Source organism: Williamsia serinedens, from assembly GCF_024171725.1.
GTDB lineage: Bacteria > Actinomycetota > Actinomycetes > Mycobacteriales > Mycobacteriaceae > Williamsia_A > Williamsia_A serinedens.
Genome location: NZ_JAMTCG010000001.1, coordinates 368,740 through 391,193, shown reverse-complemented (window position 1 = coordinate 391,193; position 22,454 = coordinate 368,740). Strand labels below are relative to the sequence as shown.

Here is a 22,454-nt window from a genome sequence, read left to right as displayed (position 1 = left end):
TCACGGTCTGCGGCCGTCCGTGCGGCGGCCGCGATGTGTCGCCGCGCGCTGCGGCGGCCTGGATGTCTCAGGTCTGGGGACGAGCGGGGTCGGACGCATGTGCGTCCGCCGTGGTGCTCCGGTCATGTCCGACCAGCAAGGATACCAACTCGCGGGCGACGCGGTCGACGTGGTCGTTGACGATGACGTGGTCGAACTCGTCGGCGATGGCCATCTCCTCCCGCGCGGTCTGCAGCCGACGGGCGATGACCTCGGCGCTCTCGGTGGCGCGGCCGGTGAGTCGGCGCACGAGTTCGTCCCAGCTGGGCGGGGCCAGGAACACCGAGACGGACTCCGGAACGGCGTGTCGGACGGCGCGGGCCCCGGCGATGTCGACCTCGACGAGGACCGGCGACCCGGCGGCCATGGCCGCCCGGACCGGCGCGGCGGGGGTCCCCGACCGCTGCAGTCCGCCGTGGATCTCCGCCCACTCGAGCAGCTCGCCGTCGGCGATCATCTCGCTGAAGCGGTCCTCGGTGACGAAGTGGTAGTCGACGCCGTCGACCTCCCCGGCGCGCGGTGCGCGGGTGGTCGCCGAGACGCTGAACACCAGCTCGGGCAGAAGTTCCCGCACCCGCCGCACGACACTGGACTTGCCGACGGCGGAGGGGCCGACCAGCACCAGCAGTCGGCCCCTCCGGTCGGACGCCCGGGGCGGGGTCTCCCCCGCACCCGGACCTCCACGAGCTTCTACGTCGGCCTCAGTTCTGGTCGAACTTGGCCAGCAGCGCCTTGCGCTGCCGATCGCCGAGTCCACGCAGACGACGGGTCGGCGCGATCTCCAGCTCGGTCATGATCTCCTGCGCCTTGACCTTGCCCACCTTCGGCAGCGCCTCCAGCAGGGCCGAGACCTTCATCTTGCCGAGGATCTCGTCGGTCTCTGCGTCCTTCAGCACCTGCGACAGATCGGTGCCTCCACGCTTGAGCCGCTCCTTGAGCTCGGCGCGCGCCTTGCGGGCAGCAGCTGCCTTCTCGAGAGCAGCGGCGCGCTGCTCGGCGGTCAACTGGGGAAGGGCCACGGGTTCCTCCGTACTCATAGAACTGCGTCTCGCAGCACTCACTGGTCCATGTGCCTGCCGGTGTCCGGTGTCACCGATCGCCGACAGCGATTCCAGACCGTACCCACGCAACCTGCCGTTTGCGACCCCCACCCCGGCATTTCCGCACCACAGAGGGTGTTGTAGGGCCTCACCGGTGGACAACCCCCGCCTGTGGCCGACGCACCCGCGGACGCAGGGCGATCGGCTCGATCTCACTGTGTCACAACAGAACTCGGCCATAGGGTGACGACGGGCCGGTCCGGGGGTGAGAAGTCCGTCCTGTGACGGGTGTGACAGGGGGTTCCGGGGGTGTCCCGTCACGATCCGGTGCGTGCCCGCGCGTGTCGCGCACGTCCCTGACCTGCGGTCGGAGGACGCCGGCACCGGCCGCGGGGCTCAGGACAGGGCTGTCTCGACCTCGTCGCGCAGGCGTTGCGCCGCCGCGGCGACCGCGGCGCCGTCCGGGCCCGCGGCGAGGACCTGACGCGACGCCGAGGGCAGCAGCAGGTCGGTGGCGCCGCGGAAGACGCGGGCCAGGTCGTCGGGGGTCGCGCCCTGCGCGCCGAGTCCCGGCGCGAGGACCGGACCGCCGACGCCCGTCAGATCCAGGCCGTGGTCGCGGGTCGCGCCCACGACCAGCCCGATGCTGGCCGGGCCGTCGGCGTTGTGCCGAGCCGCGGCGTCGACGACGGACTGCGCGACCGTGCGCCCCGCGGCGTCGGTCGCGGTCTGCAGACCGCCGCCCTCCGGGTTCGAGGTCCGCGCGAGCACGACCACCCCGCGACCGGTCGCGTCGGCGAGCTCGACGGCCGGGTCGAGCGAGCCCACCCCGAGGTAGGGCGAGGCGGTGACCGCGTCGGCCCGCAGGGGCGACGCGTCGCCGAGCCAGGTGTCGGCGTAGGCGGCCATCGTCGACCCGATGTCACCGCGCTTGGCGTCGGCGATGACGAGCACGCCGGCCTCCCGCAGGGACGTCAGGGCGTCCTCCAGCACCGCGACGCCCCGCGACCCGTGGCGCTCGTAGAACGCCACCTGCGGTTTGGCCACGGCGATGTGCGGTCCGATCGCCGCGACCACGGTCTCGGTGAACGCCCGCACCCCGGCGGCGTCGTCGGTCAGCCCCCACGACGCGAGGAGCTGCGCGTGTGGGTCGATGCCGACGCACAGCCGGCCTCGCCGGGCGACGGCGTCGGCGACGCGGGTCGCGAAGTCCGCGGTCATGCGCCGCGCATCGCCTCGTGCCGCTCCTGCAGCGAGCGCACCCCGATGTCGCCGACGAGGGCGGCCTCGATGCCCTGCACCGCCGCGCTCGCGCCCTGCACGGTGGTGATGCACGGGATGTTCTGCGACACGGCGGCACTGCGGATCTCGTAGCCGTCGACGCGAGGCCCGGAGTTGCCGAACGGGGTGTTGATGACCATCGACACCTCGCCGGCGCGGATCGTCTCGACGATGGTCCGCTCCCCCGGCGGCAGGTCGGTGTCGGAGTGCTTGTGGACCTGCGTGCACGCGACGCCGTTGCGGCGCAACGCCTCTGCGGTGCCCTCGGTGGCGAGGATCTGGAATCCGAGGTCGGCGAGACGCTTCACCGGGAACAGCAGTGCGCGCTTGTCCTTGTTGGCCACCGACACGAAGATCGCACCCGAGGTGGGCAGCGATCCCGACACCGCGGTCTGCGACTTGGCGAACGACCGTCCGAAGTCGGCGTCGATGCCCATGACCTCGCCGGTCGACTTCATCTCCGGGCTCAGCAGCGAGTCGACACCGGAGCCGTCGAGGCGGCGGAACCGGTTGAACGGCAGCACCGCCTCCTTCACGGCGATCGGTGCGTTCACCGGCAACTCGCCGCCGTCGCCGGTGGCGGGCAGGATCCCCTGTTCGCGCAGCTCCGCGATCGTCGAGCCGAGCATCACCCGGGCACACGCCTTGGCCAGCTGCACCGCGGTCGCCTTCGAGACGAAGGGCACCGTGCGGCTGGCGCGGGGGTTGGCCTCGAGGACGTAGAGGACGTCGTCCTTGAGGGCGAACTGCACGTTGAGCAGACCCTTCACACCGATGCCCTTCGCGAGCGCCTCGGTGGAGCGGCGGACCGCCGCGACGTCGGTGCGGCCGAGCGCGACCGGCGGCAGGGCGCACGCCGAGTCACCGGAGTGGATGCCCGCCTCCTCGATGTGTTCCATGACGCCGCCGATGTAGACCTCGGTGCCGTCGCACAGGGCGTCGACGTCGATCTCGACGGCGTCCTCGAGGAACCGGTCGACGAGGACCGGGTGCTCCGGGGTGAGTTCGGTGGCGCGGGAGATGTAGCCCTCGAGCGACGGCTCGTCGTAGACGATCTCCATCCCGCGGCCGCCGAGCACGTACGACGGGCGCACGAGCACCGGGTAGCCGATGTCGGCGGCGATGGCGCGCGCCTCGTCGAAGCTGGTCGCCGTGCCGTACTTCGCGGCGGGCAGGCCCGCCTCGTCGAGCACGCGGCCGAACTCGCCACGGTCCTCGGCGAGGTCGATGGCGGCGGGTGACGTGCCGACGATCGGCACCCCCGCCTCCTCGAGACGCCGCGCGAGCCCGAGCGGGGTCTGGCCGCCGAGCTGCACGATGACACCGCGCACGGTGCCCGACGCGCACTCGGCGCGGTAGACCTCCATGACGTCCTCGAACGTCAGCGGCTCGAAGTAGAGACGATCGGCGGTGTCGTAGTCGGTGGAGACGGTCTCGGGGTTGCAGTTGACCATCACCGTCTCGAACCCTGCCTGCGACAACGTCAGTGCGGCGTGCACGCACGAGTAGTCGAACTCGATGCCCTGACCGATGCGGTTCGGACCCGACCCGAGGATGAGGACCTTCTCGCGCTCGGTCTGCGGGGCGATCTCGCTGGTGGCCGCGGGATCGGTCTCGTAGGTCGAGTAGTGATACGGCGTCTTCGCCTCGAACTCGGCCGCGCACGTGTCTACGGTCTTGTAGACCGGCGTCACGCCCAGCTGCAGGCGCAGCGCCGCGACGGCGGCCTCGTCGGCGAGATCGTCGCGCAGCGCGGCGATCTGGCGATCCGACAGGCCGGTGCCCTTCGCCTCGCGGAGCAGTGTCGCGTCGAGGGTGTCGGCGTCCCGGACGGCACGGCCCATCTCGCCGATCGCGGCGATCTCGGCGAGGAACCAGGGGTCGATCTTCGTGGCGTCGAAGACCTGCTCGATGCTCGCGCCCGCGTCGAACGCGGCCATCACGCGGTACAGCCGCCCGTCGCGGGGTGTGGCGATCTCGGTGAGGATCTCGTCGAGGGTCGCCTCGGGGCGCGTCTCGGTCCAGAAGCCGGCGGCCTTGGTCTCCAACGACCGCATCACCTTGCCGAGGGCCTCGGCGAAGCTGCGGCCGAGACTCATCGCCTCGCCCACCGACTTCATGGTGGTGGTCAGCGTGTCGTCGGCGCCGGGGAACTTCTCGAAGGCGAAGCGCGGCGCCTTCACCACGACGTAGTCCAGGGTCGGCTCGAAACAGGCCGGGGTCTCGCCGGTGATGTCGTTGACGATCTCGTCGAGTCGGTAGCCGACGGCGAGTTTCGCGGCGATCTTGGCGATCGGGAACCCGGTGGCCTTCGACGCCAGCGCCGACGACCGCGACACGCGCGGGTTCATCTCGATGACGACGATGCGACCGTCGGTGGGGTCGACGGCGAACTGGATGTTGCAGCCACCGGTGTCGACACCGACCTCGCGGATGATGGCCAGCGAGAGATCGCGCATCACCTGGTACTCGCGGTCGGTGAGGGTCATCGCGGGGGCGACCGTCACCGAGTCACCGGTGTGCACGCCGACGGGGTCGACGTTCTCGATGGAACAGACGACGACGACGTTGTCGTTGCCGTCGCGCATCAGCTCGAGCTCGTACTCCTTCCACCCGAGGATGGACTCCTCGATGAGGACGTTGGCCGTCGGCGACGCGGCGAGTCCGCCGCCCGCGATGCGCTCGAGGTCGGACTCGTCGTAGGCCATGCCCGACCCGAGGCCGCCCATGGTGAACGAGGGACGCACGACGACCGGGAAGCCGAGCTCGGCGACGGTCTCGCGGACCTCGTCCATCGTGAAGCACACACGGCTGCGGGCGCTGGACCCGCCGACCTTCTCGACGATGTCCTTGAACTTCTGCCGGTCCTCGCCGCGCTGGATGGCGTCGAAGTCGGCGCCGATGAGCTCGATGCCGTGCTTGGCGAGGATGCCCCGCTCGTGCAGCTGCACGGCGGCGTTGAGCGCCGTCTGACCACCGAGCGTCCCCAGCACCGCGTCGATCGGGTGACCGTTGTCGCGCTCGGTCTCGATGACCTTCTCGATGAACTCCGGCGTGATGGGCTCGACGTAGGTGGCGTCGGCGAACTCCGGGTCGGTCATGATCGTCGCCGGGTTGGAGTTCACCAGGCTGACCCGCAGCCCCTCGGCCCGCAGCACACGGCAGGCCTGGGTGCCCGAGTAGTCGAACTCGCAGGCCTGACCGATGACGATCGGGCCGGAACCGATGACGAGGACGTGGGACAGGTCGCTACGGCGTGGCATCAGCCCCGGCCTTTCTGCGCGGCACGCGCGTCCAGCTGTGCGAGGAAACGGTCGAAGAGGTAGGCGGCGTCGTGGGGTCCGGCCGCGGCCTCCGGGTGGTACTGCACGGAGAAGGCGCCACCGTCGAGCAGCTCCACGCCCTCGACGGTGCCGTCGTTCGCGCAGGTGTGGCTGACGCGCGCGCGGCCGTACGGGGTGTCGAACTCGGCGCCGGCCTCCCCCTCCAGGGCGAAGCCGTGGTTCTGGGCGGTGATGGACACGAGCCCGGTGGTGTGGTCGATGACCGGGATGTTGATGCCGCGATGCCCGAACCGCATCTTGTAGGTGCCCAGACCCAGAGCGCGGCCGAGTATCTGGTTGCCGAAGCAGATGCCGAACAGCGGGATCTGCCGCTCGAGGACGCCCTGCGCGAACGCGACGGGCCGGTCGGCGGTGGCGGGGTCCCCCGGCCCGTTCGACAGGAACACACCGTCGGGGGCGATGTCGTCGATCGCGGCGAGGTCGGTGCCGGCGGGGACCACGTGCACCCGGATCCCGCGCTGCGCGAACATCCGGGGGGTGTTCGTCTTGATGCCGAGGTCGACCGCGAGCACGGTGTGCCGGTGCTCCCCGACCGGCTCCACGACGTACCCGTCGTCGGCGCTCACCTCACCGGCGAGATCGGCGCCCGCCATCGAGGGCTGCGACCGCACGCGGTCGAGCAGGGCGTCGGTGTCGGGCCCGTTCGCCCCCTGCGCGAGTGCGTCGCCGGAAAAGATCCCGGCCCGCATCGAGCCGTGGTCGCGGAGCACCCGGGTCACGGCGCGGGTGTCGATGCCGGCGATGCCGACGATCCCCTGGCGCTCGAGTTCGTCGTCCAGGCTGCGGTTGGCGCGCCAGTTCGACACGCGCCGTGCGGGATTGCGCACGGCGTACCCGGCGACCCAGATGTGTCCGCCGGTGCTCGTGCCGTCGGTGGCACCCTCCCGGCTCTCACCGTCCTCGTCGTTCCAGCCGGTGTTGCCGATCTGCGGCGCGGTCGCCACCACGATCTGACGGTGGTAGCTGGGGTCGGTGAGCGTCTCCTGGTAACCGGTCATCGCGGTGCAGAACACGGCCTCGCCGAGGGTCTGGCCGGTCGCGCCGAACGCGGCGCCGGTGAAGACCTGCCCGTTCTCGAGAACCAGTACGGCGGCGGTCATGGGCGGTCGTCCTCCGGTGGGGTCGGATCGGTGGGGGTGGTGTCGGGATGGTCGCCGGTGTCGTCCGGGGGTGGACGTCGGCGCGGGTCACGGGCGACCCAGTCGGGGTAGACACCCTTGTCGTCGGCGCGGATGCCGGAGTCGATCTCGGTTCCCGACGGCAGCGTCCAGCGGATCACCAGCACTCCGTCGGCGGTCATCACCTTCCCGGCGATCCCGCGTTCGGTGCGGATCGCGGTGATCGACGTCGCCGGGATCCAGATCGGGTTCGCCCCGGAGCGCTCGAGGAGCACGCCGTCGCGGTAGGCGGAGATCTCGGTCGTCGCACGGTCGCCGTAGTCGCCGACGGCGACGCGGTCCTGCCAGCTCGGCGCGATGGTCGAACCGAGATAGAGGCCCGTGTGCGGTCCGAGCTCCGGCACCGACAGCGTGGCCGGGACCTCGGGGAACGCGCCGATGAGCTGGGTCTGGCGGTGGCCACGGTTGCGCCAGCCGCGCAGCATCAGCCCGACGACGCCGACCCAGGCGAGCAGGACCACGAGGACGATCAGGACGCTGGTCATCGGCCGACCACCGCTCCGTCGAGGGCGGTCACCCGACCGCGCAGCAGGGTGGCGCGCACCCGCGCCGGCAGCTCCATGCCGTCGAACGGCGAGTTGCGTCCGATGCTCACCAGCGCGGTCGCGTCCACCGTCCACGACGCGTCGGGGTCGACGACGGTGAGGTTGGCCGGTTCCCCCACCTCGATCGGGCGACCCTGGTCGGGCAGTCCGACGATCTGCGCGGGGCGTTCGCTCATGACGCGGGCGACGCCCCGCCAGTCCAGCGTCCCGGCGCCGTCGGCCGGGGCGACCATCGTCGCGACGACGACCGACAGGGCCGTCTGCAGCCCGAGCATCCCGGGGCGCGCGACGGCGAACTCGCAGCACTTGTCCTGGTCGGCGTGCGGCGCGTGATCGGTGGCAACGCAGTCGATCACGCCCTCGGCGAGGGCCGCCCGCAGCGCCGCACAGTCCGACGACTCGCGCAACGGCGGGTTGACCTTGTTCACCGGGTCGTAGGTCGCCAGGCGGGAGTCGTCGAGGAACAGGTGGTGCGGGGTGACCTCGGCGGTGATCGCGATGCCCTGCGCCTTCGCCCAGCGCAGCAGCTCGACGGTCCCGGCGGTCGAGGCGTGGCAGATGTGCACCCGCGCACCGGCGTCGCGGGCGAGGATCGCGTCCCGGGCGACGATCGACTCCTCCGCCGACCGCGGCCACCCGGCCAGGCCCAGACGGGCGGCGGCCGCACCCTCGTGCGCCACGGCGCCGACGGTCAGCCGCGGCTCCTCCGCGTGCTGTGCGATGAGCACGTCGAGCCCGCGGGCGTACTCCAGCGCGCGGCGCATGAGCAGCGGGTCGTGCACGCACTTGCCGTCGTCGGAGAACATCCGCACGCCGGCGACGCCGTCGGCCATGGCCCCGAGCTCGGCGAGCTGCGTGCCGCCGAGGCCGACGGTCACCGCACCCACCGGGTGGACGTCCACGAGACCGACCTTCTGCCCGCGGGCCCACACGTGGTCGGTGAGCACGGCGGTGTCGGCGACCGGGTCGGTGTTGGCCATCGCGAAGACGGCGGTGTAGCCACCGAGAGCGGCTGCGCGCGAACCGGTCTCGATGGTCTCGGTGTCCTCGCGACCCGGCTCGCGCAGATGCGTGTGCAGGTCGACGAAGCCGGGCAGCAGGACACCACCACGACCGTCGACGGTCTGCTCGGCGTCTGCCGACAGGTCGGCACCGATCTCGACGACGACCCCGTCGCGGATCAGCACGTTGACAGCATCACCCTCGCCGTAGGGACGGACGTCGGTGACGAGCGTCTGGTTGTCGGAGCCGGCCATGCTCATCCCACCTCTCCGTCGGTCCCGACGAGCAGTCGGAACAGGACCGCCATCCGGACGTGGACCCCGTTGGTCACCTGCTGCAGCACCGTCGCCCGCGGGGAGTCGGCGACCGAGAACCCGATCTCCATGCCGCGCAGCATCGGGCCGGGGTGCAGCACGATCGCCTCGTCCGGCAGGAGCGCGAGCCGACGGTCGTTGAGCCCGTAGCGGATCGAGTACTCGCGCGCCGACGGGAAGAAGCCGCCGTTCATGCGCTCGGCCTGCACCCGCAGCATCATCACCGCGTCGAGCGCGGGCAGCGCCGCGTCGAGGTGGTGCTCGACGAGGACCGGCCACTGCTCCACCCCGACGGGCAGCAGGGTGGGCGGGGCGACGAGGACCACGGTGGCGCCGAGCGTCGACAGCAGGTGCGCGTTCGACCGCGCGACCCGCGAGTGCAGGACGTCGCCGACGATGCCGATCCGCTTCCCCTCGAGCGTCCCGAGGCGCTGTCGGAGCGTGAGCGCGTCGAGCAGTGCCTGCGTGGGGTGCTCGTGCGTGCCGTCACCGGCGTTGATCACCGACGGGCCGGGGCCCTCCTCGGACGTCCACCGCGCGATCTGGTGCGCGGCACCCGAGGCGGGGTGGCGCACGATCAGTGCGTCGGCACCGGCGGCGTGGAGGGTCTTCGCGGTGTCCCGCAACGACTCCCCCTTGCCCGCCGACGAACTCGACGCGCTGACGTTGATGACGTCGGCGCTCATCCACTTGCCGGCCACCTCGAAGGAGACCCGCGTGCGGGTGGAGTTCTCGTAGAAGACCGTCATCACGGTGCGGCCGCGGAGCGTGGGCAGCTTGCGGACCTCGCGGCCGAGCAGTGCCTGCTCGAAACGTTCTGCGTCGTCGAGGATCTCGGTGGCGGTGGTGGCGTCGAGGTCGTCGACGCCGAGCAGGTGCCGCATCAGTGGGCACCCCCGCCCCGCGGGCCGTCGGTGATGACGACCTCGTCGACCCCGTCCCGCTCGACCAGGCGCACCCCGACGTCCTCGGAGCGGGCGGTCGGGATGTTCTTGCCGACGTAGTCGGCGCGGATCGGCAGCTCCCGGTGACCGCGGTCGACGAGGACCGCGAGCTGCACCACGGCGGGACGACCGAGGTCGCGCAGGGCGTCGAGCGCGGCGCGGACGGTGCGGCCGGAGTACAGCACGTCGTCGACGAGGACGACCAGCGCGCCGTCGACCCCACCGGCGGGGACCGAGGTCCGCTCCAGCGGGCGGTGGGGCTTCCCGCGGAGGTCGTCGCGGTAGAGCGTGATGTCGAGAAAGCCCACACCCGGTCGCACACCGGAGAACTCGGCGATCTTGTCGGCGAGCCGCTGGGCCAGGATGGGGCCGCGGGTCGGGATGCCGATGATCTGCACGCGGGGCGCGTCGTCGGAGTCGACGGCGGTCTTCTCGATGATCTGGTGCGCCATCCGGGCGATGGTGCGGGTGACGTCGGAGGCGTCCAACAGGACCCGGGACGATCCGGGTGACGCGGGGTGCGACGGGCTCACCGAAGGGAGACCTCCTTCTCCGCCTCACGGGACGGATCGTTAAAGGATGTCTTGCGCGCCGGAGGGTGGTCCGGCGGTGAGAAGCCTAGCAGCGCCGCGCGGGCGGTCCGAGCCGTGCTCAGTCGGATGTGTCGCGCGTCTCGCCCCGTGGCTGCGCCGCGGCGGCCGCACGCACCTGCGGGGCGAGGTGGACCATCCGGCCGAGGACGCCGTTGACGAACGCGGGCGACTCGTCGGTGGAGAGCTCCTTGGCCAGCTCGACCGCCTCGTCCACGACGACGACGGGCGGGACGTCCGGGGTGTTGAACAGTTCCCACGCGGCCAATCGCAGGATGGCGCGGTCCACCGCCGGCAGGCGCGGCAGCGTCCACTCCTTGAGGTGCGACGTCAGCACGGCGTCGATCTGCGGGCCGTCGGCGGTCACCCCGGCGACGATGCGTTCGGTGTACTCGGCGACGACACCGATGCTCTCGTCGGAACGCACCAGCTCGCGACGCTCGGCGACGAGATCGACCGGCGAGACGTTCTTGGCCTCCGCCTCGAACAGCAGGTCGACGGCGCGCTTGCGCGCCTTGTGTCGGGTACCGGGCTTCTTCACGGGCGGTGGTCGGTCACGAGTTGACGCGCCCGAGGTAGTTGCCGTCGCGCGAGTCGACCTTGAGCTTGTCGCCGGTGTTGATGAACAGCGGGACCTGGATCTCGGCGCCGGTCTCCAGGGTGGCCGGCTTGGTGCCGCCGGTGGAACGGTCGCCCTGCACGCCGGGATCGGTCTGGGCCACGACGACCTCGACGGTGACCGGGAGCTCGACGTACAGCGGCGTGCCATCGTGCATCGCCACCTGGACCTTCATGTTCTCCAGCAGGAAGCGCTCGCCGCCGCCGAGGGTCTCCGGGCTGACCGGGACCTGCTCGTAGTTCTCGGAGTCCATGAACACGAAGTCCGAGCCGTCGTTGTAGAGGTAGGTCATGTCACGACGGTCGACGGTGGCGGTCTCCACCTTGACCCCGGCGTTGAACGTCTTGTCGACGATCTTCCCGCTGAGCACGTTCTTGATCTTCGTCCGCACGAACGCGGGGCCCTTGCCCGGCTTGACGTGCTGGAACTCCTGGATCTGCCACAGCTGGTTGTCCATGCGCAGCACGAGCCCGTTCTTGAAATCCGCGGTGGTTGCCACTGGTGACGCCTCGCTCCCTCTCGCCCGTCGCGCGGGCACACGACCGTCCGGCGGCGCGGGGCGCGCACGGGTCAGACGATCCTGAATGTCCTGTCGGTGGTGGTCAGCAGTTCTGCGTCGCCCTCGCGGACGACCAGGGTGTCCTCGATACGCACCCCGCCCCGGCCGGGTAGGTACACACCGGGCTCGACGGTCACTGCAGCACCGCAGGGCAGTGTACCCGGGGCGCTCGCGCCGATCGACGGCGCTTCGTGGATCTGCAGACCGACGCCGTGGCCGAGACCGTGCACGTAGTTCTCGCCGTACCCGGCGTCGGCGATGAGCGAGCGCGCGGCGGCGTCGACGGCCGCGGCCTCCACGCCGGGGGCCAGTGCCTCACGTCCGGCCCGTTGGGCGGTGGCGACCAGCTCGTAGATCTCGTGCTGCCAGTCGGCGGCGCGCTCGAGCACGAACGTCCGGGTCATGTCGGAGTGGTACCCGCCGACGACCGACCCGAAGTCGATCTTCACGAAGTCCCCCGAGGACAGCACGGCGTCGGTCGGCCGGTGGTGCGGGATCGCGGAGTTGGCACCGGCGGCGACGATGGTCTCGAACGCGATGTCGTCGGCGCCGGCCGCATACATCCCGAACTCCAGGGCCCGGGCGACCTCCCGCTCGGTGCGACCGGGCGCGAGGACACCGTCGTCGACGAGGGCGGCGAGCGCGGTGTCACCGATGAGGCAGGCCTCACGCAGCAGTGCGATCTCGTCGGCGTCCTTCACCGTCCGCAGGTCCTCGACCACCCGTCCGGACGCGACGAGACGGGTGCCGGACTCCTCGGCGAGGTCGCCGAGAGCCCGCCACGCGGTGACCGTCAGCGCGTGTTCCTCGACGGCCACCGTCGGGGCCGACGACGCCACCCGGGACAGCAGGGCCGGGGCGCAGGCGCGGTCGATGACGGCCTCGAGGTCGGGCGCCTGGTCGGCCACCTGCGTGATGTACCGGCCGTCGGTGGCGATGGCGTCGGCGCCGGCGTCGGATCCCACGACCAGCGCCGCGTTCGACCCGGTGAACCCCGACAGGTACCGCACGTTGACCAGATCGGACACGAGCACGTGGTCGGCACCGATCTCGTCGAGCCGGGCACGCAGGCGGTCGCGTCGGCGACGGTGGGTGTCCGTCGGGTCGGTCACGGTCGGGGCGTTCATCGACGCCACGCTACCGGCGCGCGCACGACGGGACTGTGTGGTGCGGCACATCCTGCGCGCGGCGTGGGCTACGCTTCGCGCCATGGTGTCGTGGTTGATCCGCGGCCTGCCGATGGCGGCCGTCCACATCGTTGCCCGTGTGCTGTTGGGGATGGCCATCGTGCACAGCCCCCTGAACGGGACGTGGTGGAAGACGCTCGCGGTCGCCGCCGTGGTGATCATCCCGCTGATCTGGGCGGGCATCGACGGCATCGCCGACGCGCGGGCCCACGACGACCCCGACGACTACGAGGACCTCACGATGCGGTGGCTCAAGGCGGGCCTGCTCGCCGGGGTCATCGCGGGCATCGTCGGGTGGGCACTGGCCAACCACGTCTTCGCGGGGATGGGCAAGAACAGCTTCGTCATCGAGTTGTTCGCCGGCGGCTCGTTCACCGCACTCCTCGTCTTCATCCCGGCGATGGTCGGCGCCTCGGTGGGACGGTTCTTCGTCCGCCGCCAGCGGCGGCGTGAGCAGGCCGACGAGCCCGAGGACACCCGGCCCAGCCTGCAGAAGCAGAACGCCTGAGCTAGAGCAGGATCCCGCTCGACCCCGTCGTCGGCGACCCCGCGACCGCCGAGTACGCCGCGGCCAGCAGGCCCGGGTCCGGTCCCTCGAGCCGTCCGGGCTTCGCGAGACCGTCGAGCACGACGAACCGCAGCACCCCGGCGCGGTTCTTCTTGTCCCCACCCATCGTCTGCAGCAGATCGCCGAAGGCGTCCGGGTCGTAGGTGGTCGGCAGTCCGACGAGCTCACAGATCGACCGGTGACGATCGGCGGTGGCGTCGTCCAGACGACCGGCCAGCCGTCCGAGTTCGGCGGCGTAGACCAGACCCACCGCGACGGCCGCGCCGTGACGCCACCGGTACTTCTCCCGGCGCTCGATGGCGTGGCCGAGGGTGTGGCCGTAGTTGAGGATCTCCCGCAGCGACGACTCCTTGAGGTCGGCCGCGACGACATCGGCCTTCACCTGCACGGACCGACGGATCAGTTCCGGCAGCACCGTGCCGGTGGGGTCCGTCGCGGCGGCGGGGTCGGCCTCGATGATGTCCAGGATCTCGGGGTCGGCGATGAACCCGGTCTTGATGACCTCGGCGAGCCCCGCGACGATCTCGTTCGGGGGCACGGTCTCGAGCGTCCCGGTGTCGACGAACACCGCGGCCGGTTCGTGGAACGAACCGACGAGGTTCTTGCCGGCGTCGGTGTTGATCCCGGTCTTGCCGCCGATCGCCGCGTCGACCATCCCGAGCAACGTCGTCGGGAGGTGCATCACCGGGACACCCCGCATCCAGGTGGCGGCGACGAACCCGGCGAGGTCGGTGGCGGCCCCGCCGCCCAGTCCGACGACGAGGTCGCTGCGGGTGATGCCGATGCGCCCGAAGACCTCCCAGCAGAACGCGGCGACCGCGAGGTCCTTCCCGGCCTCCGCGTCGGGGATCTCGACGCGGTGGGCGTCGAGTCCGGCGTCGGCGAGCGCCGCCCGAACCGCCTCGGCCGTCGCCGCCAGGGTGGGCTGGTAGAGGATCGCCACCCGCGACGCACCCCGTGCGGCCTCGACGAGGTCGGTGAGCAACCCGCGACCGATCACCACGTCGTAGGGGTCGGCGGTCGCGACGTGGATGCGGACCGGTTCGGGCGAGGTCATGACGGACTCCCTGCTGTCGGTTCGAGATGGTCTGCGTCCAGCACCGCGACGATCCGACGGGCGAGTCGGTCGGCGTCCCCGGACGTCGCGTCGACGTGGTGCACCGTGACCGACCGGTACAGAGCGCGCCGCGCCGCGTGCAGGTCGCGGTACCGCTGCTCGGCGCCGCGCCCGTCGTCGTCCCGCAGGAGTGGGCGGTCCGATCCACGGACCCGCGCCCACCCGGCCTCGGGGGTGATGTCGAGGTGCACCACCGCGTGGCCCGCCAGGGCCTCGCGCACGGCGGCGGTGGTGACCGCTCCGCCGCCGAGCGCGACGACACCGGTGTGCGTGGCCAGGACGTCGGCGACCACCTGCGCCTCGAGGTCCCGGAACGCCTGCTCCCCGTCGTCGACGAAGATCTGCGGGATCGGGCGTCCGGCGCGGCGGACGATCTCGGCGTCGGTGTCCACCAGCGGCGCGTCGAGGAGACGGGCGAGTGCCGCGCCGACCGTCGACTTCCCCGCCCCCATGAAGCCGACCAGGACCGCGACGGGGCGGCGGCCGGCGGGCTCCGGTGTCGCCGAGCCGGTCACCGGCCGGCGTGCGCGGCCGACTCGGCGGCGAGGACCGCCATGCGGTCGGCGACGGCGGCGTTGTACCGCGCGACGTTGTCGGCCGTCTCCCGGGCCGAGTCGCCACCGAACTTGTCGAGGGCGGCCTGGGCGAGCACGAGCGCGACCATCGCCTCGGCGACGACCCCGGCGGCCGGGACGGCGCAGACGTCGGACCGCTGGTGGATCGCCTGGGCCTGTTCCCCGGTGGCCATGTCGACGGTGGACAGGGCACGGGGCACGGTGGAGATCGGCTTCATGGCGACACGGACGCGGAGGTCCTCGCCGTTGGTCATGCCGCCCTCGAGTCCACCGGCACGGTTCGTCGACCGCAGCACGCCGTCGGAGCCGGGCACCATCTCGTCGTGGGCGAGGCTGCCGCGCCGGCGGGCGGTGGCGAAGCCGTCCCCCACCTCGACACCCTTCATGGCCTGGATGCCCATGAGCGCCGCGGCGAGACGGGCGTCGAGCCGCTGTTCGCCGCTGACATGCGACCCGAGTCCGATCGGCAGCCCGGTCGCGATCACCTCGACGACGCCGCCGAGGGTGTCGCCGTCCTTCTTCGCGGCCTCGATCTCGGCGATCATCGCCGCCTCGGCCTCCGGGGTCGCCGCGCGGACCGGGCTGGCGTCGATCCGCTCGAGGTCCTCCGGCCGCGGCGGCGGTGCGTCGACGGCTTCCGAGGCACCGATCGTCACGACGTGCGACAGGATCTCGACGCCGACCACCTGGCGCAGGAAGTTGCGGGCGACGGTCGCGGCGGCGACGCGGGCCGCCGTCTCGCGGGCGCTCGCGCGCTCGAGGACCGGGCGGGCGTCGTCGAAGCCGTACTTGAGCATCCCCGCGTAGTCGGCGTGGCCGGGGCGGGGCCGGGTCAGTGGGGCGTTGCGGGCGACCCCGTCGAGCTCGGCCGGGTCGACGGGGTCGGCCGCCATGACGGTCTCCCACTTGGGCCACTCGGTGTTCGCGATCTGGATCGCGACGGGCCCGCCCTGCGTCCGGCCGTGCCGCACGCCGCCGAGGATGGTCACCGCGTCGGCCTCGAACTTCATGCGGGCGCCGCGGCCGTAGCCGAGGCGCCGTCGCGCGAGCTGCGCCGCGACGTCGTCCGACGTCACGGCGACGTCCGCCACCATCCCCTCGAGCAGGGCGACCAGGGCGGGTCCGTGTGATTCTCCGGCGGTGATCCAGCGCAACACGCGCCCATTCTCCCACGTCCCTCCCGTCGCCCCCGCATCGCCGACCCTCCCCCGGCCACCACGACCGACCGCAGACGACCACCGACCTCACACGACGAGGACGAGCAGCGCCGAGGCGAGCGCCGGACCGTGGGCCACGGTGCGCGGGCAGTCCCGACAACGCACCACGATGGCGGCGACGGTGAGCGCCGCCGCGAGCGCGACGACGGCACCGGCGCGCAGGGCGTCCCCGGCGAGGGCCCCGGCCACGACGGCGAGCTTGAGGTCGCCCGCACCGCAGCTCCCGGTGAGCACCGCGACCAGGTACGGCAACGCGGCGACCGCGACGGCGACCGCCACCGACGGATGCGTCACACCGGCGACGACGGCGGCGATCACCCCCGGCATCGTCAGCGTGTTCGGGAGTCGCCGCGCGCGCAGATCGGTACCGGTCAGCACGAGCAGCCACACCAGCACGGGTACGGCCATGGCGATCGGTGTCTGCACCCGGTGATCGTCGGCGGTGCCGGTGACCGGCCGACCTCACCGGTGGGTCGGCGCGCGGCGTCCTGTGGACGGCGCCGGATGTGGGGACGCGGGTCAGCGCGTGTGCGCGTCCACCGCCGACGCCATCGCCTCGCGCGGGGCGGGCCGACCCGTGAAGGCCTCGACCTGCGCGTACGCCTGGTGCAGCAGCATCACCAGTCCGCCGGCGACCGTGCCGCCGCGGTCGGCCACCGCCTGCGCCAGCGGTGTCGGCCACGGGTCGTAGATGGCGTCGACGAGGCGTGGGGCACCGGCCAGGGCCTCGGCGAGCCCCGCGGCGGCCGCGGCGGGAACGGTGCTGACCACGACACCCGCCGTGGCGGCCCGGTCACGCAGTCCCGGGGTGTCGGTGAACGGGACCACCGTGACCGCGACCCCCAGGTCGTCGGCCAGGTGGACGAGGTCACCGGCCCGAGCGGGGTCGCGGACGACGACGGCGACCTCGCCCGCGCCGGCGGCGTGCAGGGCGGCGAGGGCGGGACGGGCGGTGCCCCCGGCTCCCAGCAGCACCGCGGGTGCCGCGGCGAGGTCGGCCGCGCCGAGCGTGTCGAGGGCCCCGCGGACACCGTCGATGTCCGTGCAGTCGGCATGCCAGGCACCGGCATCCGTCCGGACCAGCGTGTTGGCGGATCCGACGCGGCGGGCGCGGTCGGTGACCGTGTCGGCGAAGTCCAGGGCGGCGGCCTTGGCGGGCATCGTCACCGACAGGCCGACCCACGACTCGTCGAGCCCTGCGACCAGGCCGGGCAGCGTCTCCGCGGTGCAGTCGATCCGCTCGTAGGTCCAGCCGTCGAGCCCGAGGGCCCGATAGGCGGCCAGGTGCAGGTCGGGCGAGCGTGAGTGGTCGACGGGGTGGCCCAGGACCGCGGCGTGCCGCACTCCCCCGACCGGACCGGTCACCGACACCCGACCGAGAGGACCTTGTTGTCGCACGCCAACTGTCGGTTGCGCAGGTGCTGCTGGTAGTCGTCGGTGAAGTCCGTGGTGCCCTTCGAGTCGACCGCGACGAAGTACAGCCAGTTGCCCGCCGGCGGGTCGACCGTGGGGGCGACGACGTTCTCGCCCACCGACCCGATCGGCGTCGCCGGCAGCCCCGTCACCTGGTAGGTGTTCCACTTCGTGTCGGCGGTGTAGGCGTCCCCCGACACGTCGATGTTGACCACCGCGGCGGTGTAGTTGGCGGTCGAGTCCATCTCGAGCTTCTGGTTCTTCGCGAGCCGGTTGACGATGACGCGGGCGACCTTGCCGTAGTCGTCGGGGTTCGCGACCTCCTTCTCGACCACCGACGCGGCCACGAGGGTGTCGTACGGGCTGAGCCCGCTGCTGCCCTCCCGCGTCAGTCCCCAGCGCTCGAAGTAGCCCGCGCTGGTCGAGATCAGGTAGCGCAGCATGTCGACCGGGGACAGCGACGGGTCGATCGCCTCCCAGGCGACCGGCGCGATGAGGCCCTCGATCCGACGGTGGTCGCCGGTCAGGGCCTGCACCCGTGACGTCGCCCACGACGGCACCCCGAGCTGTTGGGGCGTGGCCGTGGCGGCTGCCTGCGCGAGCTGTTCGGCGGTGACCCCGCGGCGTGTGCCGTCGATGGTGACCGTGGTCGCCTGCGCGACCATCGCGAAGATCCCGGTGGTGGCCGACCCGTCGGCGGACTGCTTGGTGTCGAGCTGCCGTCCGGCGGGGATGACCACCCGGCCCACGCGGTTGTCGTCACCGTCGAGCATGGACACCGCCGACGCCGCCGAGATGCGGGTGCGGAGCTTGTAGAACCCGGCGGAGATGGGTTTGCCGTCGGCGGCGTCGGTGAAGGCGCGGACGCTCGCCACGACGCCGCGGTCGGTCAGGATCTGGCCGAACTGGCTCAGCGGGGCATTGTCGGGGATCTGCACCAGCACGTCGCCGGTGCCCGTGCTGCCGCTGAAGTCCTTGTCGTCGACGAAGAAGCCGGTGAGCCGCAGTCCGGCGTAGGTGACACCGCACACCAGCACCGCCATCACCACGAGGACACCGACGAGCGCGACGCGGCGACGTCGTCGCACGGTCGCGGTGGTGCCGCGCCGCCGGGGGCGGGCCGGGGACGGTCGGCGACCGTCGACGACGCGTGTGGGCACCGTGGCCGCGTCGACGTCGGTGACACCGTCGTCGACGCGGGGCGGATCGGCGTACGAGGTGGTGGGCGGGGTCTCGTCGCGTGGGGCGTACGACCGGGGACGCTCACCGTCGACGGGCCGACCGGGGTCGCGCGGCGCCGCGGTCGGACGGACGTCGCGCTCCGTCGGACGGTCGTACCCGTCCGGCGCCGGACGGCGAAGCGGGCGTTCCCACCCGGGGTCGCGGGCGGGCCGGGCTCCAGCCGGTCCTCGGGGCGGGATCGCCTCGGGTCGGGCACGACGCGGTTCGGTCCAGCCCGACGCCGTCGGGTCGACCGGGGACTCGCGCCGGACGGGCCCCGGACGGACCGGCCCGCGCAGGCGCGGGTCCACGGTGTCGTCGGCCGTCCGTGCGCGACGATGCGCCCGCGGCTGGTGGCCGGCGTCCGCGGGAAGACGGAACCGCTCGCTCGGTGTGCCGTCGTCGGCCCGGCGCCGATGCCGGTTCTCGTCGCTCACCGGTCGGCCGCCCCGGGGTCGCCGACGACCGGACGCCGCAGGTGGCGATCGAGCCACGACTGCAGGATCTCGACGGCGGCGGCCTGGTCGATGATCGCGCGCTGCTGCTTGGACGACCGACCCCCGGCGCGCAGGGACCGACTCGCCAGTGCGGTCGTCATCCGTTCGTCGTGGAGGGTGACCGGGACGTCGCCGACGCGGCGACGCAGTGCCTCGGCGAAGGACGTGGCGGTCTGGGCGGCCGGCCCGTGGTCACCCCGCAGGGTGGTGGGCAGCCCGACGATGACCTCGACGGCGTCGTATTCGTCGACGAGCGCCGCGATCCGGGCGAGGTCGCGTCCGTCGCCGACCCGGGGCACGGTCTCGACCGGTGTCGCCAGCATCCCGTCAGGATCACATGCGGCGACGCCGATGCGCACACTCCCCACGTCGACGGCGAGTCGACGTCCGCGCGGGCGTGCCGGAGAGGGCTCCCCGTCGGCGACCGTCATCCGGCCGCCTGCCGCACGCGCGCGAGGGCGGTCGCGATGCCGTCGGGATCGGTCCCCGACCCCTGGGCGAGGTCCGGCTTGCCACCACCGCGGCCGCCGACCGTCGGTGCGACGTCGCCGACGATCGCCCCTGCCGACAGGCCGGCGTCGCGGGCGGCACCGGTGAGCGCGACCACGAACGGGACCTTGCCGTCGGTGACGGAGAAGAGCGCGACGATGCCCGCCTGGGAGCCCAGACGAGCACGGAGGTCGGTGGCGAGCGCACGCAGGTCACCGCCGGAGAGTCCGTCGGCCAGCCGGGCGGCGACGACCAGGGTGTCGCCGATGCGCTCGGCGTCGTCGAGGACCGACGCCGCGGACGCACGGGCCGCGTCCGCCTTCAACTTCTCGAGGCTCTTCTCGGCGTCCCGCAACCGCTCCACGAGGGTGGCGACGCGATCGGGCACCTCCTCGCCGGGGACCTTCAACGTCGAGCTCACCGCGGCGAGCAGAGCCCGCTCGCGGGCGAGGTGCCGATAGGAGTCGAGTCCGACGTAGGCCTCGACGCGACGCACGCCCGACGCGACCGACGACTCCCCGAGCAGGGTCACGGGACCGACCTGCGCCGACGACCCGACGTGGGTGCCACCGCAGAGCTCCATCGAGAACGGGCCGCCGATCTCGACGACACGCACCCGGTCGCCGTAGTTCTCCCCGAACAGCGCCATGGCGCCCATCGCCTTGGCCTCGTCGAGCCCGGTCTCGAAGGTGTGCACCTCGTGGTCGGACTCGACCGCGGAGTTGGTGATGTCCTCGACCTCGGCCCGCTGCGCGTCGCTGAGCGGTCCCTGTGCGCGGAAGTCGAAACGGAGGTAGCCCGGACGGTTGAGCGAACCCGCCTGCGTCGCACCGGAACCCAACACCTGACGCAGGGCCGCGCCGACGAGGTGCGTGCCGGAGTGTCCCTGGGTGGCACCGCGACGGTATTGCGGGTCGACCGCGGCGAGCACGACGTCGCCGACGACGAACTCGCCCGCCTCGACGGTCGCGACGTGCCGGTAGACGGACTTGGCCACCTTCTGCACGTCGGTGACACGGGCGCGGGCGCCGGCGGAGGTCGAGATGGTGCCGATGTCGGCCATCTGCCCGCCCGACTCCGCGTAGAGCGGGGTGCGGTCGAGCACGATGTCGACCTGGTCACCGACGGTCGCGACGGGCCGCGTGAGGCCGCCCCCGACGATCCCGAGAACCGTTGCGTCGCTGACCAGCTCGTCGAACCCGGTGAACTCGGTGGGCCCGCGGTCGAGGAACTCGCGGTACACGGACTCCTCGGCGTGCCCGGTCTTCTTGCCCTTGGCGTCGGCCTGCGCCCGGCGGCGCTGCTCGGCCATGAGGTCGGTGAATCCCTGTTCGTCCACCGACAGCCCGGCCTCGGCGGCCATCTCGAGCGTGAGGTCGATCGGGAAGCCATAGGTGTCGTGCAGTGCGAAGGCCTTGCTGCCCGTGATGACCGTGCTGCCCGCGTCGCGGGTGGCGGTGACGGCCTCGTCGAACAGCTTCGACCCGTCGGCCAACGTCCGCAGGAACGCTTGTTCCTCCGCGACCGCTGTCGCGCGGATCGACGAGGCCTTCTCGGCGAGAACGGGATACGACGGCGACATGGTCGCGATGACGGTGTCGACGAAGTCCCCCATCGTGGGCTGGTCGGCTCCGAGCAGCCGAGCCGAGCGGACGATGCGGCGGAGCAGGCGACGCAGCACGTACCCGCGGCCGTCGTTGCCGGGGGTGATCTCGTCGGAGATGAGCATCACCGCGGTGCGGGCGTGATCGGCGATGACGCGGAAGCGCACGTCGGCGGCGTGCCCGTCCTCGCCGCCGGCGCCGTAGGCGCGGCCGGTGAGTCGGGCGGCGGTGTCGATCACGGGCTTGAGCAGGTCGGTCTCGTAGACGTTGTCGACGCCCTGCAGGATCGTCGCGACGCGCTCGATGCCCATGCCGGTGTCGATGTTGGGTCGCGGCAGCGGACCGAGGATCGGGTAGTCGTCCTTGGTCCCGCCCTCACCCCGCTCGTTCTGCATGAACACGAGGTTCCAGATCTCGATGTAGCGGTCCTCGTCGGCCTCGGGCCCGCCCTCGACGCCGTACTCGGGGCCGCGGTCGTAGAAGATCTCCGAGCACGGGCCGCAGGGCCCCGGGACACCCATCGACCAGTAGTTGTCCTTCATCCCGCGACGCTGGATCCGCTCGGCGGGCACCCCGATCTCGTCGCGCCAGATGGCCTCGGCCTCGTCGTCGTCGAGGTAGACCGTCGGCCACAGGCGGGTCGGGTCGATGCCGAACCCGCCGTCGGCGACGGGGTTCGTCAGCAGCGACCACGCGAACGCGATGGCCTCGCGCTTGAAGTAGTCGCCGAAGGAGAAGTTGCCCGCCATCTGGAAGAAGGTGTTGTGGCGGGTGGTGATGCCGACCTCCTCGATGTCGAGGGTGCGGACACACTTCTGGATCGACGTCGCGCGCGGCGACTCCGGGGTGCGCTCGCCGAGGAAATACGGCTTGAACGGCACCATGCCGGCGTTCACGAACAGCAGGTTCGGGTCGTCGAGGACGAGGGACGCGCTGGGGATCTCGGTGTGACCGGCCGCGACGAAGTGATCGAGGAATCGCTTCCTGATCTCGTGGGTCTGCACCTGACGTCGTCCTCTGCGGTCGGGGTGTGGGTGTCGTCGATCCGACGACGCCGCACGGTGGCACCGGACCGCCGACAGGGGCCCGGGAGAGCGTGTCCACCCTACCG

The 22,454-nt window shown here is 72.1% G+C and carries 21 protein-coding genes; 1 reads left to right on the top strand and 20 read right to left on the bottom strand.

Annotated features, from left to right (window positions below; all coding sequences use genetic code 11):
* Positions 1-67 precede the first annotated feature (67 nt).
* From gmk to LX12_RS01725, 12 genes are all read right to left on the bottom strand, one after another.
* Positions 68-661 carry a guanylate kinase gene (gene gmk / locus LX12_RS01780; protein WP_253652771.1) on the bottom strand — a complete coding sequence of 198 codons (594 nt, stop codon included), beginning with the start codon at positions 659-661 and terminating at the stop codon, positions 68-70.
* Between the two features lie 79 nt (positions 662-740).
* Positions 741-1,058, bottom strand: a complete 318-nt coding sequence (mihF, locus tag LX12_RS01775; protein WP_253652770.1) for an integration host factor, actinobacterial type — start codon at positions 1,056-1,058, stop codon at positions 741-743.
* A gap of 417 nt (positions 1,059-1,475) precedes the next feature.
* On the bottom strand, positions 1,476-2,300 hold the full coding sequence (gene pyrF, locus LX12_RS01770) for an orotidine-5'-phosphate decarboxylase (protein ID WP_253652769.1): 825 nt from the start codon (positions 2,298-2,300) through the stop codon (positions 1,476-1,478).
* The gene (gene carB, locus LX12_RS01765; protein WP_253652768.1) at positions 2,297-5,623 is read right to left on the bottom strand and encodes a carbamoyl-phosphate synthase large subunit; all 3,327 of its coding nucleotides are present in this window, start codon (positions 5,621-5,623) and stop codon (positions 2,297-2,299) included. The genes pyrF and carB overlap by 4 nt, the downstream gene beginning before the upstream one ends.
* A complete protein-coding gene (gene carA, locus LX12_RS01760; protein WP_253652767.1) occupies positions 5,623-6,804 on the bottom strand; it encodes a glutamine-hydrolyzing carbamoyl-phosphate synthase small subunit in 1,182 nt (393 codons plus the stop codon). The genes carB and carA overlap by 1 nt, the downstream gene beginning before the upstream one ends.
* Positions 6,801-7,367: a PH-like domain-containing protein gene (locus LX12_RS01755; RefSeq protein ID WP_253652766.1), complete on the bottom strand. Its 567-nt coding sequence runs from the start codon at positions 7,365-7,367 to the stop codon at positions 6,801-6,803. Before LX12_RS01755 ends, carA begins: the two co-directional genes overlap by 4 nt.
* Positions 7,364-8,683, bottom strand: coding sequence for a dihydroorotase (locus LX12_RS01750; RefSeq protein WP_372504899.1), 1,320 nt, complete (start codon positions 8,681-8,683; stop codon positions 7,364-7,366). Before LX12_RS01750 ends, LX12_RS01755 begins: the two co-directional genes overlap by 4 nt.
* A 2-nt stretch (positions 8,684-8,685) precedes the next feature.
* Positions 8,686-9,627 carry an aspartate carbamoyltransferase catalytic subunit gene (locus LX12_RS01745; protein WP_253652764.1) on the bottom strand — a complete coding sequence of 314 codons (942 nt, stop codon included), beginning with the start codon at positions 9,625-9,627 and terminating at the stop codon, positions 8,686-8,688.
* Positions 9,627-10,220 carry a bifunctional pyr operon transcriptional regulator/uracil phosphoribosyltransferase PyrR gene (gene pyrR / locus LX12_RS01740; protein ID WP_253652763.1) on the bottom strand — a complete coding sequence of 198 codons (594 nt, stop codon included), beginning with the start codon at positions 10,218-10,220 and terminating at the stop codon, positions 9,627-9,629. Before pyrR ends, LX12_RS01745 begins: the two co-directional genes overlap by 1 nt.
* A 118-nt stretch (positions 10,221-10,338) precedes the next feature.
* On the bottom strand, positions 10,339-10,818 hold the full coding sequence (gene nusB / locus LX12_RS01735) for a transcription antitermination factor NusB (RefSeq protein WP_253652762.1): 480 nt from the start codon (positions 10,816-10,818) through the stop codon (positions 10,339-10,341).
* Between the two features lie 13 nt (positions 10,819-10,831).
* Positions 10,832-11,395: an elongation factor P gene (gene efp / locus LX12_RS01730; RefSeq protein ID WP_253652761.1), complete on the bottom strand. Its 564-nt coding sequence runs from the start codon at positions 11,393-11,395 to the stop codon at positions 10,832-10,834.
* A gap of 71 nt (positions 11,396-11,466) precedes the next feature.
* Positions 11,467-12,582 carry an aminopeptidase P family protein gene (locus LX12_RS01725; protein WP_253652760.1) on the bottom strand — a complete coding sequence of 372 codons (1,116 nt, stop codon included), beginning with the start codon at positions 12,580-12,582 and terminating at the stop codon, positions 11,467-11,469.
* An 82-nt stretch (positions 12,583-12,664) separates the two neighbouring features.
* On the opposite strand from LX12_RS01725, the gene LX12_RS01720 reads away from it, so the two are divergent.
* Positions 12,665-13,150, top strand: a complete 486-nt coding sequence (locus LX12_RS01720; protein WP_253652759.1) for a B-4DMT family transporter — start codon at positions 12,665-12,667, stop codon at positions 13,148-13,150.
* A gap of 1 nt (position 13,151) precedes the next feature.
* Here the strand turns inward: LX12_RS01720 and aroB are convergent, their stop codons facing one another.
* The 8 genes from aroB to alaS form a co-directional block, all read right to left on the bottom strand.
* A complete protein-coding gene (gene aroB / locus LX12_RS01715; protein WP_253652758.1) occupies positions 13,152-14,267 on the bottom strand; it encodes a 3-dehydroquinate synthase in 1,116 nt (371 codons plus the stop codon).
* The gene (locus tag LX12_RS01710; protein ID WP_253652757.1) at positions 14,264-14,842 is read right to left on the bottom strand and encodes a shikimate kinase; all 579 of its coding nucleotides are present in this window, start codon (positions 14,840-14,842) and stop codon (positions 14,264-14,266) included. Before LX12_RS01710 ends, aroB begins: the two co-directional genes overlap by 4 nt.
* Positions 14,839-16,059, bottom strand: coding sequence for a chorismate synthase (aroC, locus tag LX12_RS01705; protein ID WP_308213953.1), 1,221 nt, complete (start codon positions 16,057-16,059; stop codon positions 14,839-14,841). The genes LX12_RS01710 and aroC overlap by 4 nt, the downstream gene beginning before the upstream one ends.
* A gap of 87 nt (positions 16,060-16,146) precedes the next feature.
* Positions 16,147-16,545, bottom strand: a complete 399-nt coding sequence (locus tag LX12_RS01700; RefSeq protein ID WP_253652756.1) for an A24 family peptidase — start codon at positions 16,543-16,545, stop codon at positions 16,147-16,149.
* A 93-nt stretch (positions 16,546-16,638) separates the two neighbouring features.
* Entirely contained in the window at positions 16,639-17,484 is an 846-nt protein-coding gene (locus LX12_RS01695) for a shikimate dehydrogenase (protein ID WP_253652755.1), read from the bottom strand.
* Positions 17,481-19,190, bottom strand: a complete 1,710-nt coding sequence (locus LX12_RS22140; protein ID WP_253652754.1) for an endolytic transglycosylase MltG — start codon at positions 19,188-19,190, stop codon at positions 17,481-17,483. The genes LX12_RS01695 and LX12_RS22140 overlap by 4 nt, the downstream gene beginning before the upstream one ends.
* Positions 19,187-19,681 (bottom strand): Holliday junction resolvase RuvX, encoded by a 495-nt coding sequence (gene ruvX / locus LX12_RS01685; RefSeq protein ID WP_253652753.1) that lies wholly within the window; start codon positions 19,679-19,681, stop codon positions 19,187-19,189. The genes LX12_RS22140 and ruvX overlap by 4 nt, the downstream gene beginning before the upstream one ends.
* Positions 19,678-22,347 carry an alanine--tRNA ligase gene (gene alaS, locus LX12_RS01680; protein ID WP_253652752.1) on the bottom strand — a complete coding sequence of 890 codons (2,670 nt, stop codon included), beginning with the start codon at positions 22,345-22,347 and terminating at the stop codon, positions 19,678-19,680. Before alaS ends, ruvX begins: the two co-directional genes overlap by 4 nt.
* Positions 22,348-22,454 lie beyond the last annotated feature (107 nt).

Bases quoted from the DNA above. Each gene is read 5' to 3' on its own strand.
- LX12_RS01745 (WP_253652764.1), bottom strand. From the start codon at position 9,627: ATGCGGCACCTGCTCGGCGTCGACGACCTCGACGCCACCACCGCCACC.
- LX12_RS01725 (WP_253652760.1), bottom strand. From the start codon at position 12,582: ATGAACGCCCCGACCGTGACCGACCCGACGGACACCCACCGTCGCCGA.
- carB (WP_253652768.1), bottom strand. From the start codon at position 5,623: ATGCCACGCCGTAGCGACCTGTCCCACGTCCTCGTCATCGGTTCCGGC.
- aroB (WP_253652758.1), bottom strand. From the start codon at position 14,267: ATGACCTCGCCCGAACCGGTCCGCATCCACGTCGCGACCGCCGACCCC.
- LX12_RS01720 (WP_253652759.1), top strand. From the start codon at position 12,665: ATGGTGTCGTGGTTGATCCGCGGCCTGCCGATGGCGGCCGTCCACATC.
- ruvX (WP_253652753.1), bottom strand. From the start codon at position 19,681: ATGACGGTCGCCGACGGGGAGCCCTCTCCGGCACGCCCGCGCGGACGT.
- carA (WP_253652767.1), bottom strand. From the start codon at position 6,804: ATGACCGCCGCCGTACTGGTTCTCGAGAACGGGCAGGTCTTCACCGGC.
- LX12_RS01755 (WP_253652766.1), bottom strand. From the start codon at position 7,367: ATGACCAGCGTCCTGATCGTCCTCGTGGTCCTGCTCGCCTGGGTCGGC.
- LX12_RS01750 (WP_372504899.1), bottom strand. From the start codon at position 8,683: ATGGCCGGCTCCGACAACCAGACGCTCGTCACCGACGTCCGTCCCTAC.
- pyrF (WP_253652769.1), bottom strand. From the start codon at position 2,300: ATGACCGCGGACTTCGCGACCCGCGTCGCCGACGCCGTCGCCCGGCGA.